21 protein-coding genes and 1 tRNA gene are annotated in these 23,086 nt (G+C 70.7%); 11 read left to right on the top strand and 11 right to left on the bottom strand.

Annotated features, from left to right (window positions below; all coding sequences use genetic code 11):
* Positions 1–204: 204 nt before the first annotated feature.
* Both ACIHIX_RS28680 and ACIHIX_RS28685 read left to right on the top strand, forming a co-directional pair.
* Complete coding sequence (locus tag ACIHIX_RS28680) at positions 205–2,334, top strand: fructose-specific PTS transporter subunit EIIC (RefSeq protein ID WP_399961049.1); 2,130 nt, start codon at positions 205–207, stop codon at positions 2,332–2,334.
* Between the two features lie 121 nt (positions 2,335–2,455).
* Positions 2,456–2,707, top strand: a complete 252-nt coding sequence (locus tag ACIHIX_RS28685; protein WP_399961051.1) for a hypothetical protein — start codon at positions 2,456–2,458, stop codon at positions 2,705–2,707.
* A gap of 37 nt (positions 2,708–2,744) precedes the next feature.
* On the opposite strand, the gene ACIHIX_RS28690 is transcribed toward ACIHIX_RS28685, so the two are convergent.
* The 4 genes from ACIHIX_RS28690 to ACIHIX_RS28705 form a co-directional block, all read right to left on the bottom strand.
* Positions 2,745–3,491, bottom strand: a complete 747-nt coding sequence (locus ACIHIX_RS28690) for a DUF6227 family protein (RefSeq protein ID WP_399961053.1) — start codon at positions 3,489–3,491, stop codon at positions 2,745–2,747.
* 193 nt (positions 3,492–3,684) lie between these two features.
* A complete protein-coding gene (locus tag ACIHIX_RS28695) occupies positions 3,685–4,902 on the bottom strand; it encodes an Ig-like domain-containing protein (protein WP_399961055.1) in 1,218 nt (405 codons plus the stop codon).
* A gap of 149 nt (positions 4,903–5,051) precedes the next feature.
* On the bottom strand, positions 5,052–6,080 hold the full coding sequence (locus ACIHIX_RS28700; protein ID WP_399961057.1) for a P1 family peptidase: 1,029 nt from the start codon (positions 6,078–6,080) through the stop codon (positions 5,052–5,054).
* Between the two features lie 83 nt (positions 6,081–6,163).
* Positions 6,164–7,402 carry a low temperature requirement protein A gene (locus ACIHIX_RS28705; RefSeq protein WP_399961059.1) on the bottom strand — a complete coding sequence of 413 codons (1,239 nt, stop codon included), beginning with the start codon at positions 7,400–7,402 and terminating at the stop codon, positions 6,164–6,166.
* Positions 7,403–7,591: 189 nt separating this feature from the next.
* Between ACIHIX_RS28705 and ACIHIX_RS28710 the strand changes: the two genes are divergently transcribed.
* Positions 7,592–7,777 (top strand): hypothetical protein, encoded by a 186-nt coding sequence (locus ACIHIX_RS28710; RefSeq protein WP_399961061.1) that lies wholly within the window; start codon positions 7,592–7,594, stop codon positions 7,775–7,777.
* A 69-nt stretch (positions 7,778–7,846) separates the two neighbouring features.
* Here ACIHIX_RS28710 and mscL read toward each other — a convergent pair whose 3' ends face one another.
* The 6 genes from mscL to ACIHIX_RS28740 form a co-directional block, all read right to left on the bottom strand.
* Positions 7,847–8,320 carry a large conductance mechanosensitive channel protein MscL gene (gene mscL / locus ACIHIX_RS28715; RefSeq protein ID WP_399961062.1) on the bottom strand — a complete coding sequence of 158 codons (474 nt, stop codon included), beginning with the start codon at positions 8,318–8,320 and terminating at the stop codon, positions 7,847–7,849.
* Positions 8,321–8,467: 147 nt separating this feature from the next.
* The gene (locus tag ACIHIX_RS28720; RefSeq protein ID WP_399961064.1) at positions 8,468–9,004 is read right to left on the bottom strand and encodes a hypothetical protein; all 537 of its coding nucleotides are present in this window, start codon (positions 9,002–9,004) and stop codon (positions 8,468–8,470) included.
* 154 nt (positions 9,005–9,158) lie between these two features.
* Positions 9,159–9,992, bottom strand: a complete 834-nt coding sequence (locus ACIHIX_RS28725) for an S-methyl-5'-thioadenosine phosphorylase (protein WP_399961066.1) — start codon at positions 9,990–9,992, stop codon at positions 9,159–9,161.
* 100 nt (positions 9,993–10,092) lie between these two features.
* Positions 10,093–10,410, bottom strand: a complete 318-nt coding sequence (locus ACIHIX_RS28730) for an FmdB family zinc ribbon protein (protein WP_399961068.1) — start codon at positions 10,408–10,410, stop codon at positions 10,093–10,095.
* Positions 10,411–10,478: 68 nt separating this feature from the next.
* Complete coding sequence (locus tag ACIHIX_RS28735) at positions 10,479–11,771, bottom strand: MFS transporter (RefSeq protein WP_399961070.1); 1,293 nt, start codon at positions 11,769–11,771, stop codon at positions 10,479–10,481.
* A gap of 286 nt (positions 11,772–12,057) precedes the next feature.
* The gene (locus ACIHIX_RS28740; protein WP_399961072.1) at positions 12,058–13,596 is read right to left on the bottom strand and encodes a potassium/proton antiporter; all 1,539 of its coding nucleotides are present in this window, start codon (positions 13,594–13,596) and stop codon (positions 12,058–12,060) included.
* A 239-nt stretch (positions 13,597–13,835) separates the two neighbouring features.
* Here ACIHIX_RS28740 and ACIHIX_RS28745 point away from each other — a divergent pair, with 239 nt between their 5' ends.
* Positions 13,836–16,592 (top strand): penicillin acylase family protein, encoded by a 2,757-nt coding sequence (locus ACIHIX_RS28745; RefSeq protein ID WP_399961074.1) that lies wholly within the window; start codon positions 13,836–13,838, stop codon positions 16,590–16,592.
* Positions 16,593–16,674: 82 nt separating this feature from the next.
* Here the strand turns inward: ACIHIX_RS28745 and ACIHIX_RS28750 are convergent, their stop codons facing one another.
* Positions 16,675–17,274, bottom strand: coding sequence for a 5-formyltetrahydrofolate cyclo-ligase (locus tag ACIHIX_RS28750; protein WP_399961075.1), 600 nt, complete (start codon positions 17,272–17,274; stop codon positions 16,675–16,677).
* Positions 17,275–17,406: 132 nt separating this feature from the next.
* On the opposite strand from ACIHIX_RS28750, the gene galU reads away from it, so the two are divergent.
* From galU to ACIHIX_RS28785, 7 genes are all read left to right on the top strand, one after another.
* Positions 17,407–18,309, top strand: coding sequence for a UTP--glucose-1-phosphate uridylyltransferase GalU (gene galU, locus ACIHIX_RS28755; RefSeq protein WP_399961077.1), 903 nt, complete (start codon positions 17,407–17,409; stop codon positions 18,307–18,309).
* A gap of 5 nt (positions 18,310–18,314) precedes the next feature.
* Positions 18,315–19,637, top strand: a complete 1,323-nt coding sequence (gene glp, locus ACIHIX_RS28760; RefSeq protein WP_399961079.1) for a gephyrin-like molybdotransferase Glp — start codon at positions 18,315–18,317, stop codon at positions 19,635–19,637.
* 85 nt (positions 19,638–19,722) lie between these two features.
* Positions 19,723–20,202, top strand: coding sequence for a cyclic pyranopterin monophosphate synthase MoaC (gene moaC / locus ACIHIX_RS28765; protein WP_329338094.1), 480 nt, complete (start codon positions 19,723–19,725; stop codon positions 20,200–20,202).
* Complete coding sequence (locus ACIHIX_RS28770; RefSeq protein ID WP_399961081.1) at positions 20,199–20,735, top strand: molybdenum cofactor biosynthesis protein B; 537 nt, start codon at positions 20,199–20,201, stop codon at positions 20,733–20,735. The genes moaC and ACIHIX_RS28770 overlap by 4 nt, the downstream gene beginning before the upstream one ends.
* Before the next feature lie 20 nt (positions 20,736–20,755).
* Positions 20,756–21,400, top strand: coding sequence for a GNAT family N-acetyltransferase (locus ACIHIX_RS28775; protein WP_399961083.1), 645 nt, complete (start codon positions 20,756–20,758; stop codon positions 21,398–21,400).
* 186 nt (positions 21,401–21,586) lie between these two features.
* Positions 21,587–22,861 carry a gephyrin-like molybdotransferase receptor GlpR gene (glpR, locus tag ACIHIX_RS28780; RefSeq protein ID WP_399961084.1) on the top strand — a complete coding sequence of 425 codons (1,275 nt, stop codon included), beginning with the start codon at positions 21,587–21,589 and terminating at the stop codon, positions 22,859–22,861.
* A gap of 96 nt (positions 22,862–22,957) precedes the next feature.
* Positions 22,958–23,031: transfer RNA gene (locus ACIHIX_RS28785), tRNA-Ala, on the top strand.
* Positions 23,032–23,086 lie beyond the last annotated feature (55 nt).

Genomic DNA, 23,086 nt, shown 5'->3' on the forward strand with positions numbered 1-23,086 from the left:
GGGCCACCTGAGCCGCCCTGCCGCCCGGTGGGGGCGGGACTTCCCCGGCCTCGCCCCCACCACCCCGGAGCTCACTCCCGAGCTCACCCTCGGGTTCGCTCCTGAGCTCACCCCCAAGACCCCCCACCGCACCCCCGTCCCCACCCTCGTCCCCGCCCCCGCCCACTCCACTCCCCGGGCGATACGCGTGCGAAGGAGCCCGCGATGAGCGACATGATCACCGCGGACCTGGTCGATCTCGACCTGTCCGCCGACACCAAGGAAGCGGCGGCACGCGCCCTCGCCGAACGGATGGTCACCCTGGGCCGGGTGACCGACCTGGAGGGCTTCCTCGGCGACGTGGCCGCTCGCGAGGCCCAGATGCCGACCGGCCTGGACGGTGGCATCGGCATCCCGCACTGCCGCAGCGCGCACGTCACCGAGCCGACGCTCGCCTTCGGGCGCAGCGCCGCCGGCATCGACTTCGGCGCGGCGGACGGCCCCGCCGACCTGATCTTCCTGATCGCCGCGCCCGCCGGCGCGGACGACGCCCATCTGACGATCCTGTCGTCGCTGGCGCGGCAGCTGATGAACGCGGAGTTCACCGACGCGCTGCGCGCGGTGGACGACGCGGCGGCAGCGGCGGCGCTCATCCGCGGGGACGCGCCGGAGGCGGACGCGGCGGGCTCGTCCGCGGGCGCTCCCGCGGGCGCCTCTTCGGACTCCGTGGCGGTGTCGGGGGCGGCCTCCGCCGACACCGCCACGGGTACCGCGGCCCCGGCGCCGGGCGGCACGACCGCTCCGGCGCCGGGCGCCACGGACGCGAACGGGGCGGACACCGCCGACGCGCGCCCCTTCCGCATCGTCGCCGTCACCTCCTGCCCGACCGGCATCGCCCACACCTACATGGCGGCCGAGTCCCTGGAGAACGCGGGCCGCGAGGCGGGCGTCGAACTCGTCGTCGAGACCCAGGGCTCGGCCGGCTTCACGCGGCTCGACCCGGCCGTCATCGAGGCGGCGGACGGCGTGATCTTCGCCCACGACGTCCCCGTACGCGACAAGGACCGCTTCGCCGGCAAGCCGACCGTCGACGTCGGAGTGAAGGCGGGCATCAACCGTCCCACCGAGCTCATCACCGAGGTGCGCGGGAAGGCGGCACGCGGTGAGGTGACAGGCGCCCCCGGGGCCGGTTCCACGCCGGTCGAGCGGGGCGGTGACGCGGGCGACAGCTATGGCACCAAGCTCCGCAAGTGGCTGATGACCGGCGTGAGCTACATGGTTCCGTTCGTCGCGGCGGGCGGTCTGCTGATCGCCCTCGGCTTCGCGATCGGCGGCTACCAGATCAACGAGGCCAAGCCGGTCATGGAGCACTTCGACTGGGGCCAGGTCGACAGCTGGGGCGCGCTCCTCTTCCAGATCGGTGGCGTCGCCTTCGGCTTCCTGATCCCCGTCCTCGCGGGCTACATCGCCTACGGCATGGCGGACCGGCCCGGCCTCGTGCCCGGCTTCGTCGGCGGCATGATCTCCGTCAACATCGCCGCGGGCTTCCTCGGCGGCCTGGTCGCCGGTCTGCTGGCGGGCGCGGTCGTCCTCGGCATCCAGAAGATCAAGATCCCACCGGTGCTGCGCGGCATCATGCCGGTGGTGGTGATCCCACTGGTCTCGTCGATCGTCGTCGGCTTCCTGATGTTCATCGTGATCGGCAAGCCGATCGCCGAGGCCCAGAAGGCGATGACGGACTGGCTGAACGGCCTCTCCGGCACCAACGCCATCCTCCTCGGCATCCTCCTCGGCCTGATGATGTGCTTCGACCTGGGCGGCCCGGTCAACAAGGTCGCCTACGCCTTCGCCACCGCAGGCATCGCCGTGCAGGACCCGAGCGACTCGGCGATGAAGGTCATGGCAGCCGTGATGGCGGCCGGCATGGTGCCGCCGCTGGGCATGGCTCTCGCGACGACCGTGCGCAAGAAGCTGTTCACCGAGACCGAGCGGGAGAACGGCAAGGCGGCCTGGATCCTCGGCGCCTCCTTCATCTCCGAGGGCGCCATCCCGTTCGCCGCGGCCGACCCGCTGCGCGTCATCCCCGCCTCCATGGCCGGCGGCGCGGTCACCGGTGCGCTGACCATGGCCTTCGGTTCCACCCTGCGCGCTCCGCACGGCGGCATCTGGGTCACCTTCCTGATCGGCAGCCCGTTCCTCTACCTGCTGGCCATCGCCATCGGCACGGCGGTCACGGCGGCCCTGGTGATCCTCCTCAAGGGCCTGCGCAAGACGGCCCCGGGAGAGGCGGCCACCGCCTCCGACGACCCCGCGTCCGCCCCGACGACGGAGGCGAAGCAGCCGGTCGCCGCGTAGCGGACCGACTGGATCCCGTCACCGCCACGCCCCTTTGGGCAGCTGTGAGTTGTTCACGGCACCTGCGAGATACGTCACGGTCCGGGGCCAAAGTCCTGGACTGTGGTGTCTACTGGGGCGCATGCCTGAGCACGTCTCGATCTTCCAGATGGCGGGAATGGCCGTCCTCGCCCTGGCGACCGTCGTCTGGGCGATCGGCCTGACCCGCGTCCTGCGCCGCGGCCGAGAGGCCGCCCTGTGGGGAGCCGCCCCCGCTCTCGGGGGCCTTCCGTACCAGCGGCAGGCGGGCCCCGACCTGGAGTCCGTCCAGCTCACCCCGGCGGAACGGGACGCCTTCGCGGGCCTGGTACGACAGCTCAGCGACGGCCGCTGAGACCCAAGAGGTCACCCGCTCGTCATGCGGGCGCGCGTCAGGAAACGCGTGCCGCCCGCCGCTCCATCGCATCCCGGGCGGCGTCCTCGGAGACGTACACCTCGCACATGTGCCGCCCGTCGGGCGTGGCCGTGTGCTCGACCTCCCACAGGGAGATCTCCTCGCCGTCACGCAGCAGGAACGCGTGCTCGTAGAGCGAGAAGCACAGTCCGATACGCCCCGCGCGGCACGGGCGTCCGAACGCCTGCGTGATCTGGTGCGCGAACGCGTCCGTGAGCAGCGCCGCCGTCTCCGCACCCGGCCGGTCCGGATTCTCCGCGCGGCGCAGGAGCCGACGCGCGTGATCGGCGGAGTCGTCGGGCACGTACGCGTGCCGGGGCGCGGGGATCGGCGACAACTGCACCGTCACCGGCAGCTCGAAGTCGGGGGTGTCCGCGGGCAGCGGCAGCCGGGCGGTGGCCGCGCGCAGCTCCTCCTCGTCGACGTACACCTCGTGCTGCGGGTCGCTGCCCGGCACGGTGTTGTGGACCAACTCCCAGAACGTGAGCGCGGAGCCGTCGGCGAGCAGCCAGGTGTGGCGGTACGTCTCGCGGTGCAGCCCCGCGCTGTGGTGCGCGGAGTGCAGCGAGCTGTCGTGCGCCAGCGCGCAGTCGAGTCGCTGTATCGCCTCGTCGGGCAGCTCGAAGGAGTTCAGCGCACGGCCGAGGAGTCGCGCGAGGTGCTCCTCCGGAGACTCGGGCGACTCGCGTGGCTCGTACGCTGCTGTCTCGTACGGAACGCTCAAGGTTTCTCCCGGCGTTGCTGCATGTCACCTTGTGGGTGCATACCGTAGCCCCTCGGTCGGACATCATGTCCGGGAACCGAGAAAACGTACGCACGGAAAACTCCCGGGCCGCGTGAGAAGTTCCCACGCGGCCCGAAGATCCGTCAAAAACAGCCGGTCAGAAGCCACTTGGCGCACGACGCCGCGCGCGAACTCACACGGCGCTTCCGGCGGTCCACTGGCTCCACGACATGTTCCAGCCGTTGAGCCCGTTGTCCGGTGCCACCGTCTTGTCGGGCGAGTTCTTGACGATCACGACGTCCCCGAGGATGGAGTTGTCGTAGAACCACTTGGCGTTCGTCGCCCCCGAGCCGCCCTGCACGTCCTGAAGTCCCACGCACCCGTGACTGGTGCCCGTCTGCCCGAAGGGCGGATTGGCCTTGTTGTACCAGTAGTTGCCGTGGATGAACGTCCCCGACTGGGTCAGCCGCATCGCGTGCGGCACGTCCGGGATGTCGTAGGCGTTGTCGAGCCCGACCGTCCGGCTGTCCATCCGCAGCTTCGGGAACTTCTCGGAGATCACCATCTGTCCGTTGTAGGTGGTGAACTCCGCGCTGCCCGCCGAGATCGGCACCGACTTGAAGGTCCTGCCGTCCCGCACGACCGTCATCGTCTGCGTGTTCACGTCGACCGTGGAGACCTGGGACCGCCCGATCGTGAAGCTGACGGTCTTCTTCTGTACGCCGACGACGCCGTTCGCGCCCTTCACGCCGTCCAGGTCGATCTTCATCGTGACCTTGGAGCCGGCCTTCCAGTACTCCTGCGGCCGGAAGTCGAGCCGCTGCGACCCGAACCAGTGCCCGACCACCTGCTGCCCACTGCTGGAGGAGACCGTGATGTGCGACTGCACGGCCTTCTTGTCGCTGATCGCCTTGTCGAAGGTGAACGACACCGGCATCCCGACCCCCACCGTCGTACCGCCGTCCGGCGTGTACGTCCCGATGAAGCTGTTCGCCTTGCTGACCGTGGTGAAGGTCGAGTCGTCGGAGACGGCACGACCGTCGGCGTCCTTCGCGCTCGCCGATATCTCGTACTTCGTCTCCCGCTCCAACTGCTCCTTCGGCTTCCAACTGCCCCCGTCCGCGGAGAGCGTGCCCGGCACGTCCTGCCCCGTGCCCGCCACCGTCATCTTCACGACGGTCAGCTCGCCCCCGCTGACCTTGACCCCCGTCGTGTTGATCGACGCGCCCGTCGAACCGTTCTTCGCCGAGATGACGATCTTCGCCGCCGACGTCTTCGGGGAGTTCCCGGCGCTCTTGCCGTCGTCCTTGCCGTCGGCGCCGCCGCCACAGGCGGTGAGGGTGAGGGCGCCGACCGCCAGGACGGCACAGGCCCCCAGTGCGCGCCTCGTTGCTATGTCCGGCGTTGTCACGAGCTGCTCCCGGTTCGTGTGATGTGCGTGATCCGCTCCAGTGCGTGGAGAAAGAGCGCATCCAGGGCCGGTCGGGTTCCCTCCCTTGGCGGTGAACGCCATCACGTGACAGAACCGGGACAATCCCCACACGAAACGCGCCACTCGTGTCAGCCGCCCCCGTACAACTCCCCGTACGACGGCCACTCCCCACCCGGCCCGCGCACCGACTCGGCCGCGCGCACGGCGCGCACGATCGCGCGGGTCACCATGTCGGCGCCCGCCGCGAGGAGTTCGTTGAGCGCCAGGGGGTGCTCGGCGTCCAGCGCGCGCCGTCCCGTGGCCAGAGTGAACACGGTGTCGCCGTCGTTCAGAAGGTGCACCGGCCGCACGGCACGCGCGATGCCGTCGTGCGCCGTGCCGGCGAGCTTCTGCGCCTGCGCCTTCGACAGATCCGCGTCGGTGGCGACGACCGCGAGCGTGGTGTTCAGAAGGGGAGCGGCGTTCTTCGCCGCGGCCTCGGCGAGACGCCGGCACGCGGCGTCGTGGACGTGCGCCTGCGGATGGTCCACCCGCCCCTGGAACAACTCCCCGTACAGAACCCCCGTCTCCGGATCCAGTACGGCGCCCGCCGCGTTGGCCACCACCAGCGCGGCGACCGTGATCCCCGACCCGAGCACGACGCTCGCGCTGCCGACCCCGCCCTTCAGCGCTCCGACAGCGGCGCCCGTACCCGCGCCCACGCCCCCTTCCCGCACCCGCTCGCCGGGTGCGCTCGCCGCGGCCGCCTCGACGGCCGCACGGCCGACGGCGGCATCCGGCCTGGCCCGGAAGTCGCCGCCCCGCCCGAGGTCGAAGACGCAGGCGGCGGGTACGACGGGGACGACATGGGTCGGATCCGCCCCGACGCGCACTCCGCGACCCTGCTCCTCCAGCCACGCCATCACGCCGGTCGCGGCGTCGAGCCCGTAGGCGCTGCCTCCGGTCAGCACGATCGCCTCGACCTTCTGCACGACGTTGCGCGGGTCGAGGGCGTCGGTCTCCTTGGTGCCGGGACCGCCGCCGCGCACGTCCACGGCGGCGACGGCACCGCCCTTTGGGGCGAGCACCACGGTGGTACCGGTGAGCCAACCGTCGCCGGTGCGCGTCGCGTGCCCCACGCGCACACCGGCGACGTCCGTCAGAGCGTCAACTGTCATGGCCCCAGTCTCGTCCAGGCCACTCCGGCACCGGCCCAGCGGCGCGGAACCGGCACCGACCGCCGCAACCGCGCCGGCGTGCGTCACCCGACCGGCGCCGGTGCCGCCTCCCCGCGCTGCCGGGCCACCATGCGTGCCGTCAGCGTCGTCCCCGTCACCACGGCGAGCGCCGAGACGATGCCGGCCGCGAGTACGGCCCAGTCGCCCAGGAACGTGCAGGCGATCACCAGCAGCGCCGTGACCGGCAGCACCAGCTGCTGCGCGGTACCCACCTTGAAGTAGCGCGAGTGCAGGGCCCAGACGGTGAGGAGATAGAGCGCCGTCGGCAGCGTCACGGCGGCCGACGCGGACAGGGTGGAGATGTGCGCCTTGCCGACCGCCTGCTCGACCGCCACCTCCAGCCCGGCGCCGATCGCGGCGGCGGAGGCGAAGATCAGGTAGTGGCCGTAGCCCCACAGGAACGCCTGCTTGCTGGTGCGCAGCCTGCCGTGGATGGGCACGACGAAGTAGATCCACCACGCCGCGAACACGATCAGCAGCCCGCCCGCGGCGATCGGCAGCAGTTCCCCGAGGGCGTCGTTCTCGTCGACGGCGGACTTCACGGCGACCGTGGCCGCGGCGATCGTCTCGCCGAGGACGATGATGGTGAACAGGCCGTACCGCTCGGCGATGTGGTGCGGATGCCAGGAGGAGGTGAAGTCCTTCTCCGCGTACGCCGGCACGCACATCTCGACCACCGCCATCACGAGGAACACCCAGGGCCTCGCCCCCACGGGCAGCACCACAAGTCCCAGCCAGCCGACCATGCAGAGCAGCACGCCACCGGCGTAGCGCAGAGCCATCGTCCGCTCCGCGCCCTCGCTGGAGAGCGCCACGCGTATCCACTGCGCGGACATGGCGAGCCGCATGATCACGTAACCCAGCCAGACGGTCAGGAACTCGTGGTCCTCGAAGGCCCGCGACACCCCGGCCGCGAGCACCAGCACACCGGCGATCTGGATCAGGGTGACGACCCGGTAGAGGACGTCGTCGTTGTCGTACGCCGAGGCGAACCAGGAGAAGTTCATCCAGGCCCACCAGATGGCGAAGAAGACCATCGCGTAGTTGAGGATGCCTTCGCCGGCGTGCCCCTCGGCGACGGAGTGCACCAACTGCACGCCCGCCTGAGCGATGGCCACGACGAAGCACAGGTCGAAGAAGAGCTCCAGGGGCGAGGCGACCCGATGGGCCTCGTCGCGCCCGCGGGCGCTGAGCCGCCGCAAGGGGCTACGGGTGGCGTGCGCGTCGGAGGGCGCCGGGGACGGAGTCGAACTGGACGTCATGCGTCCAAGCAGAGCAGATACCGGCCAGAAATTCTTGTGAGCGCTTCCACAGCGGACGGGAGACCCGAGGACCGGAAGAAACCCCAGGTCAGTGACCCCTTCCCCAGCGGCGCTCGACGCCCGGTGGCCGGCTCGGTCCATGCTCGGCCACGTCAGCCGCGTCGTCGTCCTGGGCCGTACCCTGGACCCATGAGTACCGCCCCCGACCCCGAGCCCCGCACCCCCAAGCCGTCGCTGGTCTTCGACGACCCGCTGGACCAGCAGTCCTCGGACGACACGGACCGCGGCTGGGGCGAGCGCGCGGGCGCGGACGGCGCCGACAGTGCGGCGGATCTGAAGCGCTTCCTCGACGAGAAGCCGCCCCACCACCTCTGAACCGTCCGCCGCACCACCTCCGAACCGTCCGCCGCACGGCCCGCCGGACCCGGCAGGCCGTGGCGGTCGCTACCGCTCGTCGTGGCCCGAGCCGCGCTGTGCGACCAGTGCGTCGCGGATCTCCTTGAGGACCTCCAGCTCGGTGACCTCGATGATCTCGTGCGTCCCCTCCTTCGCCTTCCTGCGGGCCTCCTGTCGCGCCAGGTACTTCGACATCGGCAGCACCATCAGGAAGTACACGACCGCCGCGGTGATCACGAAGCTCAGCGTCGCGCCGAGCACGGTGCCCCACATGATCGGGATGCCGCTCTGCACCGTGCCGTCCGCCGCGACCTTGCACGGGTCCTTCAGGCACGAGCTGTAGCTGTCGAGGTTCTTGGTCCCGATCGCCCCGACCAGCGGGTTGATCACGCCCTTCACCACCGAGTTGACGATGTTGGTGAAGGCGGCGCCGATGACCACGGCCACAGCCAGGTCGACGACGTTCCCGCGCATCAGGAAGGCTTTGAAGCCATCCAAGACGTTCGGCTTCTTCTTGCTCACCTAGGGGACTCTCCTCGCAGGCACAGGTTGTGGAACAAACAGCTCCGCAACCTACGTCAACGCGAGGTGACCCTGTCCAATTGGGTAGCTCGAACGAAGGACTTGACACAAGGTCGCGCAACAAGCGGAACACGCGGAGGACACGGCTCAGCACAGCGTCACCGCCAGGCGGGCCGTGGCGCTCGCACCCGCGAGGCGCGCCGCGACGGAGCGTGGCGCCGAGAGCACCACCAACGCGCCGCTCTCGGCAGCGCCCTCCAGCGGCTCGGGCACCTTCTTCACCCGCACCCCGCGCGCGATCACCTGGGCGTCGCCGCCCGCCGCCGCTGAATCGGCGGCGATCACGTCGACCCGGTCGCCGGGCCGCAGCAGCAGCACCGTGGCCCCGTCGGCGATGCGCACCGGTGCCGTCACCATCTCGACGGCACGGTGCTCCCGTACCGGCGCGGCCGCCGGATGCCCGCGGGCTCCGTCCGCCCCGTCCGGACCGACGGCCAACAGCGTCGCGGCCGTCACGGCGAGGCCCGCCGCGAGGGCCCGCCCGCGATGCCGTACGAGCCGGGCCAGTTGACGACGACCGCCCCGCACCCGCACGGGAGCGAAGTGCGGCACCTCGCACGTGGCGGGGGCGTCGCTGCCCGGCGGGCGCGGAACGAGAGGAGAGGGAGAAGGAGCGAACGACACGGGACCACCACCTGTGACGAGGAATCGGCCGGCAAGGCCACGATGAGGCCTCGCGCCGAATCCCGCAGAGACAGGTGGACGACCGACCGGTTGTGGAAAACTCCCGCACCCGAACGGGGAGTTCCGCACTCCAGCCGCGGAATACGGCCCCGCGTCAGGGCAGTTCGAAGCCCGGATCCATCCCGCCGAGCGCCGTTGTGCACAGGCAGTCCCGCTCGTCGTCGGCCGGCAGCGCGGCCACCGCGTCGAACAGGACGCCTCGCAGCCGGTCCACGTTCGCCGCGAACACCCGCAGCACCTCGTCGTGCGAGACGCCCTCACCGGTCTCGGCGCCCGCGTCGAGGTCCGTGACCAGGGTCAACGACGTGTAGCAGAGCTCCAGTTCACGAGCGAGCGCCGCCTCGGGATGGCCGGTCATGCCCACCACCGACCAGCCCTGCGCCTGGTGCCACAACGATTCGGCACGCGTCGAGAAGCGCGGCCCCTCGATCACGACCAGCGTTCCGCCGTCCACCGCCTCCCAGTCCCGACCGCGCGCCGCCTTCAACGCCGCCGTCCTGCCGACCGGGCAGTAGGGGTCGGCCAGCGACACATGTACGACGTGGGGCACCTCGCCGCCGGGCAGCGGGAGCCCGTCGAAGTACGTTCCCGCACGGGACTTCGTGCGGTCGACCAGCTGATCCGGCACCAGCAGCGTGCCCGGGCCGTACTCGGGACGCAGCCCGCCCACCGCGCAGGGACCGAGGATCTGACGCGCGCCCACCGACCGCAGGGCCCACAGATTGGCGCGGTAGTTGATCCGGTGCGGCGGAAGATGGTGACCGCGCCCGTGCCGGGGCAGGAACGCGACCCGTCGGCCCGCCACGTCACCGAGGAAGAGGGAGTCGCTGGGCGGACCGTAGGGGGTGTCCACCTGGATCTCGGTCACGTCGTCGAGGAACGAGTAGAAGCCCGAGCCGCCGATTACGCCGATCTCTGCGTTCGCCATGACCAGCACAGTAGCTGGCCCCGGCGGCGGGCCGGATCGGGCTTTACGAAAAGGCCGAGGACCCCGCCGTCGTACGACGACAGGGTCCGCGTGTGAGTACTCAAGCGGCGGAGGTGCTGCTGGAGGAGCCGCTGCTCGACGGCTTCGAGTCCGAGGACGAGGACGTCGAGGTGGACGAGGACGACGTCGTCGTGGCGGGCGTCGACTTCGACGACGAAGCGGGCGAGCTGCTCGACGAGGAGCCGCGGCTGTCGTTGCGGTAGAAGCCGGAGCCCTTGAAGACAATGCCGACCGCGGAGAACACCTTCTTCAGGCGGCCACCGCAGTTGGGGCACTCGGTCAGAGCGTCGTCGGTGAACTTCTGCACCGCCTCGAGGCCCTCGCCGCACTCGGTGCACTGGTACTGGTAGGTCGGCACTTGTCTTCCTCCTGGCACTCTCACTCAATGAGTGCTAACGACGGTCCATAGTGACGTATTCCCGAGGATCAGTCCACCGTCACCGGCACGCGGTGACCGACGCCACGTGCGACCGTACGACTCCGGGGGCGCGCCACGAGCCGTGAACGCAGGGCCAGGAGGGTCGCCAGGGCGAGCAGTGTGCCGACCATCGGGACCAGGAATCCTGCACCGTCCCGGAAGCGGTCCTCCAACTGTCCGGCGACCGTGACGGCGCCGGCCTGGCCGAGTGCCACGGCACCGGTCAGCCAGGTGAAGGCCTCGGTCCGGGCGCCGGCCGGCACCAGGTCCTCGACCAGCGTGTAGCCGGTGATCAGCGCGGGCGCGATGGACATGCCGACCAGGAGGCCGAGCCCGGCCAGCGCGAGCACGGACTGGGCGGCCCACAGGCCGGAGGCGGTCAGCGCGAGCGCGGCGTACCCGACCACGAGGCGCCGCTGCGGAGCGACCTTCCACGCGATGGCGCCGCAGGCGATGCCGGAGATCATGTTGCCCGCGGCGAAGACGCCGTACAGGACACCGTTCAGCCCGGGCTCGCCGATCGACTCGGTGAACGCGGCCAGCGAGACCTGCATGCCGCCGAAGACGGAACCGATGCCCAGGAACGTCACGATCAGCACGCGCACGCCGGGGACGCGCAGCGCCGAGGCGTGCTCCACGCGCGCGTGCCCCTTCGCCGCGACCTGGGGCTGTGTGCCCTTCTGCGCGGCGAACAGCAGACCGCCGATCAGGGTCAGCGCGGCCTCCGTCATCAGACCGGCGGCCGGGTCGACCGCGGTGCACAGGGCGGTGGCCAGGAGCGGGCCGACGACGAAGGTCAGCTCGTCCGTGACCGACTCGAAGGCCGCCGCGGTGCTCATGAGGGGGGAGCCCTGGAGCTTCACGCCCCAGCGGGCGCGCACCATGGGGCCGATCTGGGGTACCGAGGCGCCCGTGGGCACGGCGGCGATGAACAGCGCCCACAAGGGTGCGTGGGAGAGCGCGAGCGCCGTCAGGGTCAGTCCCGACAGTGAGTGCACCAGCACACCGGGGATCAACACGGTCCGCTGGCCGTAACGGTCGGCGAGGCGGCCGCTGTAGGGCGCGAACACCGCCATGGAGACACCGGTGACCGCGGCCGCGGCGCCCGCCGCTCCGTACGAGCCGGTGGTGTGCTGCACGAGCAGCACGATGGAGATCGTCAGCATCGCGAACGGCTGCCGCGCCGCGAAACCGGGGAGCAGGAACGTCCAGGCGCCGCGCGTGCGCAGCAGTTGCCCGTATCCGGGGCGGGAGGAGGCCGGCGAGTCCTTCGACGGCTCGGTGGTGACCGTGGATGCCACGGCCCGTGCCTTTCTGCCGCCTGGTAGCGCGCCCGTGCGGGGGCGCCGAGAGCTGTCCTCGTGCGCGGAACTGCGGTAGATACCGGCGCCCACTGCGAGGGTGTTCCGGCCGCCATACGGTCGCGCCAGCTCTGCGTCAGGCAGAGTTGGTTCGATCAAAGTGCGCCTTCATCGTACAGGGATCTACCGCTGATGCGCCTGTGAAAACGAGCACCATAGAGGCTGTTCACCTGCGATTGGTGAAGGTGTGAACCGTACGAAACATGCCTTTAACCGGCGGTGGCCGTCAGCGGCCCGGCGACTCGCCGTTGCCGCCCAGCCAACCGGCCAGCTTGCCCCCGTGCCCCACCGCGCGCAGCCGCTTCTCCGCCGCGTCCCGGACCGGGTCCGTGGCGACCACGAGCAGTTCGTCGCCGCGGCGCAGCACCGTCGTGGGCAAGGGAACGAACGATTTTCCATCGCGGACGACGAGGGTGACCGCGGCCCCGGCCGGCAGGCGCAGTTCGTTGACCTCGACGCCGTGCATCTTCGAGGCGTCGGGGATCGCGACGGACAGCAGGTGTCCGCGCAGTCGCTCCAGGGGCGCCGACTCGATGCCGAGGTCGGCGGCCTCGGCGTCCTGGCCCAGCCGGAGCTTGCGGGCGAGCCAGGGGAGCGTCGGCCCCTGGACCAGGGTGTAGACGACGACCAGGACGAAGACGATGTTGAAGACACGGCGGCTGCCGTCGACGCCGTTCACCATGGGGATCGTCGCCAGGATGATGGGCACGGCGCCGCGCAGCCCGGCCCAGGACATGAGGGTCTGCTCCTGCCAGGGCACCCGGAACGGGGTCAGGCACAGCACGACGCTCAGGGGGCGCGCGACCATGGTCAGCACCAGCCCGATGACGAGCGCGGGCCACACGTCGTCGCCCAGTTCGTGCGGGGTGACGAGCAGGCCGAGCAGGACGAACATGCCGATCTGGGCGATCCAGCCGAGCCCGTCGGCGAACCCGCGCGTGGCGGGCCAGTGCGGGAGCTTGGCGTTGCCCATGACCATGGAGGCGAGGTAGACGCCGAGGAAGCCGCTGCCGTGCGCCAGCGCGCCCGCCGCGTACGCCGTCACGGCGATCGCCATGACGGCGATCGGGTAGAGGCCGGAGGCGGGCAGGGCGACGTGCCGGAGCCCCCAGGAGCCCAGCCAGCCGACCGCGAGGCCGACGGCGGCGCCGATGGCCAGGTCCAGGGTTATCTCGCCGATCAGCAGATACCAGTGCTCGACGGGGCCCGCCGTGGAGAAGGCGACGACCAGGATGACGACAGGGGCGTCGTTGAAGCCGGACTCGGCCTCCAGCGTGCCCGTCACGCGCGTGGGGAGGGGGATCTTCCGCAGGACCGAGAAGACCGCCGCCGCGTCCGTGGAGGAGACCACCGCTCCGATGATGAGCGCCTGCCGCCACTCGAGGCCGATCAGGTAGTGGGCGGCCGTCGCCGTGACCCCGACGCTCACCGCGACGCCGGCCAGGGCCAGGGCGGTGGCGGCCGGCAGGGCCGGCTCGATCTCCTTCCACTTCGTGCCCAGGCCACCCTCGGCCAGGATCACGACCAGGGCCGCGTATCCGATGACCTGGGTCAGTTCGGCGTTGTCGAACTTGATGTCACCGAGGCCGTCCTGGCCCATGGCGATCCCGATGCCCAGGTAGACGAGCAGGCTGGGGAGCCCGCTGCGCGAGGAGATCCGGACCGCTGCGACGGCGACGAGCAGGACGAGCGAGCAGACGAGCAGGAGCTGGTTGAGGTCGTGGACGGTCAGCGGCTGTTCCCTTCCCTGGCCCGCGGGCGGCACGCGCGCGTGGGCTCACGTACATAGGACACGAAGTGGCGGGTCTTCGCACCCAAGTACTTCGTTACCTTACCTAACTCTTGACGATTTCTTGACACTCCTCAAGGCAAGATCGAACGCTCGCCCGTTCGGGTTCCCCACTCCGCGTCAAGTGGCGTCGGGCCCTGCGCCTATGGTTGCTCCAGCGCTCATTCAAAAGGACAGCCCGCCCTGCCGCTCGCGTTAGGACAGCAAGGACAGCGATGCCCCCCAACACCACCGCCTCATCGGGTCAGCAGCCCGGCAAGTCCGGCAGGAAAAAGGGGCGCAAAGCCCGACTCATCGTCCTCGTCCTGGTATTGGCCATCATTGGCGGCATCGCCTACGGGGCGTACTGGTCCATCAGCACCGTCCGCGCCTCCCTCCCGCAGACCAAGGGCTCGATCACACTCGAGGGCCTGTCGGGACCGGTCGACGTGAAGCGCGACGGCTACGGCATCCCGCAGATCTACGCCTCCACCGACGAGGACCTGTTCATGGCGCAGGGCTACGTCCAGGCGCAGGACCGGTTCTACGAGATGGACGTGCGCCGTCACATGACCTCCGGGCGCCTGTCGGAGATGTTCGGCAAGGGCCAGGTCAAGAACGACGAGTTCCTGCGCACCCTCGGCTGGGACCGGGTCGCGAAGAAGGAGTACGACACCAAGCTGTCGGCCTCCACCAAGAAGTACCTCCAGGCGTACGCCAAGGGAGTCAACGCCTACCTGGACGGCAAGGACGGCAAGGAGATCTCCCTCGAGTACGCCGCCCTGGGCTTCACCAACGACTACAAGCCCGAGCAGTGGACCCCCGTCGACTCGGTCTCCTGGCTGAAGGCGATGGCCTGGGACCTGCGCGGCAACATGCAGGACGAGATCGACCGCGCCCTGATGACCAGTCGTCTCGGCCCCAAGCAGATCGCCGACCTGTACCCGGAGTACCCGTACAGCCGCAACAAGGCGATCGTCCAGGAGGGCCAGTACAACGAGCTCACCCAGACGTTCGAGCAGGGCGGCTCCACGTCCGCCGCAGGCTCCGCCGGCGGCACGACGGGCACCACCGGCACCTCCACGGCCTCCACGTCCCTCCAGAGCCAGCTGGCGGGCCTCCAGGACGTCCTGGACGACGTCCCCACGGCCGTCGGCGTGAACGGCAACGGCATCGGCTCCAACGCCTGGGTCGTCTCCGGCCAGTACACGATCACCGGCAGCCCGCTGCTGGCCAACGACCCGCACCTGTCGGCCTCGCTGCCGTCCGTCTGGTACCAGATGGGCCTGCACTGCCGCACCGTCTCCAGCAAGTGCCAGTACGACGTCACCGGTTACACCTTCGCGGGCATGCCCGGCGTCGTCATCGGCCACAACGCGAACATCGCCTGGGGCATGACCAACTCCGGCGTGGACGTCACCGACCTGTACCTGGAGAAGCTCAGCGGCAGCGGCTACCTGTACGACGGCAAGACCGTGCCGTTCACCACGCGCGAGGAGACCATCAAGGTCGCCGGCGGCAAGTCCAAGACGATCGTCGTCCGCGAGACCAACAACGGCCCCCTGCTGTCCGACCGCGACGACGAACTCGTCAAGGTCGGCAAGAAGGCCACCGTGGACACCGCCGCACCCGACCGCGGCGACGGCTACGGCATCGCCCTGCGCTGGACGGCCCTCCAGGCGGGCACCACCATGGACGCCGTCTTCGCCATGGACAAGGCGGCGAACTGGAGCGACTTCCGCGCCGCGGCCACCCTGTTCGAGGTGCCGTCGCAGAACCTCGTCTACGCCGACAGCAAGAACATCGGCTACACGCTGCCCGGCAGGATCCCCACGCGCGCGAAGGGCGTCGACGGCTCGATCCCGCAGCCGGGATGGGACTCCAAGTACCGCTGGACCGGCTGGATCCAGCAGGACGAACTGCCCTACGAGTACAACCCGTCGCGCGGCTACATCGTCACCGCCAACCAGGCCGTGGTCGACCAGGACAAGTACCCCTACACGCTCACCACGGACTGGGGCTACGGCACCCGCAGCCAGCGGATCACCGACCTGATCCAGTCGAAGATCGACGACGGCGGCAAGATCTCGACCGACGACATGCGGCAGATGCAGGTCGACAACAGCAGCGAGATCGCCAAGCTGCTCGTGCCCAAGCTGCTGAAGATCGACATCGAGGACAAGGACGTCCGCGAGGCGCAGAAGCTGCTGGAGGGCTGGGACTACACCCAGGACGCCGACTCCGCGGCGGCCGCCTACTTCAACTCGGTCTGGCGCAACATCCTCAAGCTCGCCTTCGGCAACAAGCTGCCCAAGGAACTCCGCGTCGAGGGCCAGTGCCTGTGGGTCGAGAAGGCCGACAGCACCGGTCCGGTCGACGAGGAGACCGAGGTGCGCGAGTGCGGTCAGCGCGACCCCGACCAGGCGCAGCCGGACGGTGGCGACCGCTGGTTCGAGGTCGTGCGCAACCTCATGGACGACGAGAAGAGCGACTGGTGGAAGACGCCGGCCGGCGTCGGTGACCGTCCCAAGGCCGAGAACCGCGACCAGTTGTTCAAGCGCGCCATGATCGACGCCCGCTGGGAGCTGACCGCCAAGCTCGGCAAGGACATCGACACCTGGAGCTGGGGCCGGCTGCACCGCCTGTTCCTCAAGAACCAGACGCTCGGCACCGAGGGCCCCGGCATCATCCAGTACATCCTCAACCGCGGCCCCTGGAAGCTCAGCGGCGGCGAGGCCACGGTCAACGCGACCGGCTGGAACGCCGCCGGCGGCTACGGCGTCATCTGGGTGCCCTCGATGCGGATGGTGGTCAACCTCGGCGACCTCGACAAGTCGAAGTGGATCAACCTCACCGGAGCCTCCGGGCACGCCTACAGCGCCCACTACACCGACCAGACGGGCAAGTGGGTCAAGGGCGAACTCCTGGACTGGTCCTTCTCGAAGGACGCGGTCGACAAGAGCACGAGCGACACCCTGGTGCTCAAGCCGTGAGCCGCTGAAGCCTGCTGAACCCGAGCAACCGAAGGGCCCCTCCACGCGCGTGGAGGGGCCCTTCGCGTACGCCGGGCGGCGTTCAGTGATCCGTCGCCCGCGCCCCGTCCCGGAAACGGCGCACGCCCGACGGCGTCACCACCGCGTCCACCGGCCGGTCGTGGGCCTCCTCCGGGACGCGCTCGACGACCTCGCAGTCGTAGAGCAGCACCACCAGCGCGGGATGCGCACCCGCCCGTTCCAGGCGCGCCAGCACACGGTCGTACGACCCCCCGCCGCGCCCCAGACGCATGCCGCGCGAGTCGACCGCGAGGCCTGGCAGCAGCACCACGTCGGCGGCGGTCACCGCGTCCGGGCCCAGGCGCTCGCCCGCGGGCTCGAAGAGGGCCATCTTTCCGCCGTGTTGGACGCGCCCGAGCGAGCCCTCGCCGGTGTACGCGCCCCAGTCCAGGTCGTTGTCGGGCAGGAGCGCGGGGAGCAGGACGCGCACGCCCCGCGCGCGCAGCGCGTCCAACAGCGCGAGCGTGCCGGGCTCGCCCCCCACCGAGACGTACGCCGCCACCGTGCGCGCCCGCACCAGCTCGGGCAGCCCAAGTGCCCGCTCTGCCAGGGCGGCCGCGGATTCCCGCACGTCATCGGCCGTCAACCTGCTCCTCACCGCGAGGAACTCTCGCCGCAACATTCGCTTGTCAGGCTCGTCAGGACGTCCGCTGTGACTCAAGGGTCGCTCCCGTATCCATTCAATACGCTCATATCAGAGCTAATTAACCGGAGCCTCAGATTCCTTGCAAAGGCACCGGATAAGGTTGCGGACATGACTCAGTCGCACCCTCGGATCAGCAAGGCTGTCATCCCGGCAGCAGGCCTCGGCACCCGGTTCCTGCCGGCCACCAAAGCCACTCCCAAGGAGATGCTGCCGGTCGTGGACAAGCCGGCGATCCAGTACGTGGTCGAGGAGGCCGTCTCCGCGGGCCTCGACGACGTCCTCATGGTGACGGGCCGCAACAAGCGCCCTCTCGAGGACCACTTCGACCGCAACTACGAGCTGGAGTCCGCCCTTCAGAAGAAGGGTGACGCCGACCGGCTCGCGAAGGTGCAGCAGTCCAGCGACCTCGCGACGATGCACTACGTCCGTCAGGGCGACCCCAGGGGCCTCGGTCACGCCGTGCTGTGCGCCGCGCCGCACGTGGGACACGAACCCTTCGCGGTCCTCCTCGGCGACGACCTGATCGACCCGCGCGACCCCCTGCTCCAGCGGATGGTCGAGGTCCAGGAGCAGCACGGCGGCAGCGTCATCGCCCTCATGGAGGTCGCCCCCGAGCAGATCCACCTCTACGGCTGCGCGGCCGTGGACCCGACCGACGACGGTGACGTGGTCAAGGTCCACGACCTGGTCGAGAAGCCCGCCCCCGCCGACGCGCCCTCCAACTACGCGATCATCGGCCGCTACGTCCTCGACCCGCACATCTTCGAGATATTGCGCAAGACCGAGCCCGGCCGCGGCGGTGAGATCCAGCTCACCGACGCCCTCCAGCAGCTCGCCGCGGACGAGAAGGTCGGCGGCCCCGTGCACGGCGTCGTCTTCAAGGGCCGCCGCTATGACACCGGGGACCGTGGCGACTATCTGCGTGCCATTGTCAGACTCGCGTGCGAACGTGAAGACCTGGGCCCGGACTTCCGGACCTGGCTTCGCAGTTACGTAGCCGAGGAGATGTAGCAACGTTGAGCAGCGCCGTGCCCCGCACCACCGGCCAGGACCACCTCTGGTCGGTGGACGAACACCTGGAGGACATCCTCGCGACCGTCCGCCCCCTCGAACCCATCGAGCTGCAACTCCTCGACGCCCAGGGCTGCGTCCTGGTCGAGGACGTCACGGTGCCGGTGTCACTGCCGCCGTTCGACAACAGCTCCATGGACGGGTACGCGGTACGGGTCGCGGATGTCGCGGGCGCGAGCGAGGAGTTCCCCGCCGTCCTGGACGTCGTCGGGGACGTCGCGGCGGGCCAGTCCGAGCTGCTCCACGTCGGCCCCGGCCAGGCCGCCCGCATCATGACCGGCGCCCCGCTGCCGCCCGGCGCCGAGACCGTCGTACCCGTCGAGTGGACCGACGGAGGCCTCGGTGAGGGGCCCGTGACCGGCATGCGCGCCCGCGCGCTGGCCCCCGAGGGCGCCGAAGGGCACGTGCACGTGTACCGCCCGGCCGAGGCACGCGCGCACGTACGCGCCACCGGCAGCGACGTGAAGGCCGGCGACCGCGCCCTCGACGCCGGTACGGTCCTCGGCCCGCCGCAGATCGCCCTGCTCGCCGCGATCGGCCGCGGCACCGTACGCGTGCGCCCGCGCCCGCGCGTGGTCGTCATGTCCACCGGCAGCGAGCTGGTCCAGCCCGACGAGGACCTGGGCAGCGGCCAGATCTACGACTCCAACAGCTTCGCCCTCACCGCCGCCGCCCGCGACGCCGGCGCCATCGCCTACCGCGTGGGCGCCGTCGCCGACGACGCCGAGACCCTCCGCGACACCATCGAGGACCAGCTCGTGCGCGCCGACCTCATGGTCACCACGGGCGGGGTGAGCGTCGGGGCGTACGACGTCGTCAAGGAAGCCCTCTCGCACGTCGGCGACGAGGACGAGGCGGGCAGCGGCGTCGAGTTCCGCAAGCTCGCCATGCAGCCCGGCAAGCCCCAGGGCTTCGGCTCCATCGGCCCCGATCACACCCCGCTGCTCGCCCTGCCCGGCAACCCGGTGTCGTCGTACGTCTCCTTCGAGCTGTTCGTGCGCCCCGCGATCCGCACCCTCATGGGCCTGGCCGACGTCCACCGGCCGCGCACGCGCGCGAAGCTGACCGCCGGAAAGGCGCTGACCTCCCCGAAGGGACGCAGGCAGTTCCTGCGCGGGGCGTACGCCGACGGCGCGGTGACGCCCGTCGGTGGCGCCGGCTCCCACCTGGTCGCGGCCCTCGCGCACGCGAACGCGCTGATCGTCGTCCCGGAGGACGTGGAGAGCGTCGAGCCCGGCACCGAGGTCGAGGTGGTCCTGCTCGGCTGAGTGCTCCTGGTTGGCGGTACCGTGTCGCGCACAGCAGGCCCCTGCGCCGCACCGCGAAGGGCCGAGACCGGGAGCGCCACACAGCATGAGTACGCAGGACCGACTGACGCACATCGACGAGGCGGGCGCCGCCCGCATGGTCGACGTATCCGAGAAGGACGTGACCGCGCGCACCGCCCGAGCCAGTGGCCGCGTCCTCGTCTCGCCCCGCGTGATCGAGCTGCTGCGCGGCGAGGGGGTCCCCAAGGGCGACGCCCTCGCCACCGCGCGGATCGCGGGGATCATGGGCGCCAAGCGCACCCCGGACCTGATCCCGCTGTGCCACCCCTTGGCGGTGTCCGGTGTGAAACTGGATCTGTCGGTCGCGGACGACGCCGTGGAGATCCTCGCCACCGTCAGGACGACGGACCGCACGGGCGTCGAGATGGAGGCCCTCACCGCGGTCTCCGTCGCCGCGCTCACCGTGATCGACATGGTCAAGGCGGTCGACAAGGGAGCGGTCATCACGGACGTGCGCGTGGAGGAGAAGACCGGCGGGAAGTCGGGCGACTGGAGCCGGGCATGAGCGCCGGGACGCACGAAGCCGTGCCCGCGCCGTATCGCGCGCTGGTCGTGACCGCCTCCAACCGGGCCGCCGCCGGTGTCTACGAGGACAAGGGCGGCCCCCTCATCGCCGCGGGGTTGAAGAGCTTCGGCTTCGCCGTGGAGGGGCCGCAGGTCGTGCCCGACGGCGATCCCGTGGAGGCGGCCCTGCGCGCCGCCGTGGAGGCCGGCTACGACGCCGTCGTCACCACCGGCGGCACCGGTATCTCGCCCACCGACCGCACCCCCGAGGCCACCCGCAAGGTGATCGACCACGAGGTGCCCGGCATCGCCGAGGCCATCCGGGCGTTCGGACGGGAGAAGGTGCCGACCGCGGCGCTCTCGCGAGGCCTCGCCGGAGTGGCGGGCCGCACGCTGATCGTCAACCTGCCGGGTTCCACCGGCGGGGTGAAGGACGGACTGGCCGTCCTGGAGCCCCTGCTGGTCCACGCCGTCGACCAGATCCGCGGCGGCGACCACCCCAGACCCGGCGCCGGCAGTGGGGGTGCGAGCTGAACAGCCCATCCTGGCCCGTCGTGCTCGCGGACGGCGATGTCGTCCTGCGGCCGATAAAGATGCGCGACCAGCGGGCCTGGCGCGAGGTCAACCGGCGCAACCGCGACTGGCTGCGCCCCTGGGAGGCGACCATCCCGCCGCCCACGCCCAGCGGGCCGATCGCGCACCGGCCGACCTACCGGCAGATGGTCAGGCATCTGCGGTCCGAGGCGAACGCGGGCCGGATGCTGCCGTTCGTCATCGAGTACCAGGGGCGCCTGGTCGGGCAGTTGACCGTCGCCGGGATCACCTGGGGCTCGATGTGCTCGGGGCACGTCGGCTACTGGGTGGACGAGTCGGTGGCCGGCCGCGGCGTGATGCCGACCGCGGTGGCACTGGTCGTCGACCACTGTTTCCGGACCGTAGGTCTGCACCGCATCGAGGTCTGCATTCGCCCCGAGAACGGGCCCAGCCGACGGGTCGTGGAGAAACTCGGATTCCGCGAGGAGGGGATCAGGCCCCGTTATCTCCACATCGACGGAGCCTGGCGCGACCACCTCGTCTTCGCGCTCACGGCGGAAGAGGTGCCGGAGGGGTTGCTCGCCCGCTGGCAGCGGGCACGCTCACAGAAGGCGCCGCACACCACGCCCCGGAACCCGCAGAACACGCCGGGGAATCCCGCATAGCCCCGGGAAATTGAATAAATGTTCGAGAATGATCGGTCGGTGACCGTCTCGGGGCATTAAATTCGCATCCTCGGCGGCCTGCTGATCGCATCGGTCACAAAAAAAGCTCGAAATATCAGCCAGATCGTGCGACACACCGGCCCAATTGGCGGATGGCCTCACGCAAACCCCTCTACCGTGTGAGGCGTGAGCAGCAGCGGCCTCATCTACGCAGTCATTGTCGGGGCCTGGGCCGCCTACTTGGTGCCGATGTGGCTCCGTAGGCAGGACGAGCTGAACGAGGCCCGTCCGACGGAACGCTTCAGCACCGCCATCCGGTTGCTGTCCGGACGGGCGGGGATGGAGCGCCGGTACGCCAAGGACCTGCGGGCGCGCTCCACCGAGGAGGAGGAGCCCAGCGCCGTCGACCCGGACGCCGTCACCGACTCGGTGGACGTCCGGGCCTTCGCCATGCCTCCGACGCGTCCACAGGCGCGCGCGGACGTCCCGGCGCGCACGGAAGCACCGGCGCCGGGACGCAGGGAACCAGTGCGTGAACCGGGGCGTGAACGGACAGCCGAGTCGGCGCCCGCTTCCGCAGCCGTACCGGCGCCCGCATCCGGATCCGCGCCCGCGCGCAGACCCGTACCCACCCCTCGGCGCTCGCCCGCGGCGGAGGCCGCCGCGGCGCGCGCCCGGCGCACGAAGGCGCTCGCGCGCCGACGGCGCACCACCGTGGCGCTCTTCCTCGCCTTCACGCTCGGCGCGATCGTCGCCGCTGTCGGAGGGCTCACGTTCCTCTGGGCGCCCGGTGTCCCCGCTGTGCTGCTCAGCGCGTACATCGCCTACCTGCGCTCCCAGGAACGCCGTCGCTTCGCCTACCAGATGGACCGTCGCCGCGCGGAGGCGGCGGCACAGCGTCTGAAGGAGCGTGCGCGGCAACCGCGCCGGCGGCCGTCCGCGGACGCCGCCGACGCGGACGAGCCGGACGAAGGACCAGAGCCCGAGCAGCAGGACCCCGGACTCTCGGCGCTCGCCGCCGACCGGCGTGCGCTGGTCGAGCAGACCGATCACGCCGAGTGGGTCGACCAGCAGCGCGAGCGGCAGCGGCGGCCCGGGCACGGGGACAGCTGGGAGCCGGTGCCGGTGCCGTTGCCGACGTATGTGACGGCGCCGGTCGCCCCGCGGGCCACGAGCGACGTGGACCTGGGAGCGCCGGACGCGTGGAGCTCGGCGCGGTCGAGCTCCGTCGCCGGGGACCGGGACGCTCACGCGGGCGCCGCCGAGGCCGGTGACGGGCAGGACGGTGCGGCGTCGGACACCGAGCCGGGGGAGTCGTCCCGCGCGGAGGACAGGACGGACGGGGACGGGCGCAGTGACGCCCGTCGGGCCGCGTCCGCGCGGCGGGCCCGGGAGCGGGGGCGCACGCCGCTGTTCGACCAGTACGAGGACGGCGAGCGGCCGCGCGCGGCCAACGAGTAGACGAGGACGCCCCCACCTGTGGGTTGCCGCTTCGGCGGGGCAGGGAACGGATTTCCAAGCACCCCGTGAGGGGTGCTAAGGTTTCACTCGTTGCAAGGGCCTGTGGCGCAGTCTGGTAGCGCACCTCGTTCGCATCGAGGGGGTCTGGGGTTCAAATCCCCACAGGTCCACGCAGCATAGAGCCCCTGTCGGGAATCACCGACAGGGGCTCTTGCCATGCCTGGG

The organism is Streptomyces sp. NPDC051913 (assembly GCF_044593635.1).
Taxonomy (GTDB): domain Bacteria; phylum Actinomycetota; class Actinomycetes; order Streptomycetales; family Streptomycetaceae; genus Streptomyces.

What these genes read in the sequence shown, in the direction of transcription:
- ACIHIX_RS28685 (WP_399961051.1), top strand. Translation starts at nt 2,456, where the DNA reads ATGCCTGAGCACGTCTCGATCTTCCAGATGGCGGGAATGGCCGTCCTC.
- ACIHIX_RS28725 (WP_399961066.1), bottom strand. Translation starts at nt 9,992, where the DNA reads ATGGCGAACGCAGAGATCGGCGTAATCGGCGGCTCGGGCTTCTACTCG.
- moaC (WP_329338094.1), top strand. Translation starts at nt 19,723, where the DNA reads ATGAGTACGCAGGACCGACTGACGCACATCGACGAGGCGGGCGCCGCC.
- galU (WP_399961077.1), top strand. Translation starts at nt 17,407, where the DNA reads ATGACTCAGTCGCACCCTCGGATCAGCAAGGCTGTCATCCCGGCAGCA.
- ACIHIX_RS28680 (WP_399961049.1), top strand. Translation starts at nt 205, where the DNA reads ATGAGCGACATGATCACCGCGGACCTGGTCGATCTCGACCTGTCCGCC.
- ACIHIX_RS28700 (WP_399961057.1), bottom strand. Translation starts at nt 6,080, where the DNA reads ATGACAGTTGACGCTCTGACGGACGTCGCCGGTGTGCGCGTGGGGCAC.
- ACIHIX_RS28745 (WP_399961074.1), top strand. Translation starts at nt 13,836, where the DNA reads ATGCCCCCCAACACCACCGCCTCATCGGGTCAGCAGCCCGGCAAGTCC.
- ACIHIX_RS28705 (WP_399961059.1), bottom strand. Translation starts at nt 7,402, where the DNA reads ATGACGTCCAGTTCGACTCCGTCCCCGGCGCCCTCCGACGCGCACGCC.
- ACIHIX_RS28750 (WP_399961075.1), bottom strand. Translation starts at nt 17,274, where the DNA reads ATGTTGCGGCGAGAGTTCCTCGCGGTGAGGAGCAGGTTGACGGCCGAT.
- ACIHIX_RS28710 (WP_399961061.1), top strand. Translation starts at nt 7,592, where the DNA reads ATGAGTACCGCCCCCGACCCCGAGCCCCGCACCCCCAAGCCGTCGCTG.
- ACIHIX_RS28770 (WP_399961081.1), top strand. Translation starts at nt 20,199, where the DNA reads ATGAGCGCCGGGACGCACGAAGCCGTGCCCGCGCCGTATCGCGCGCTG.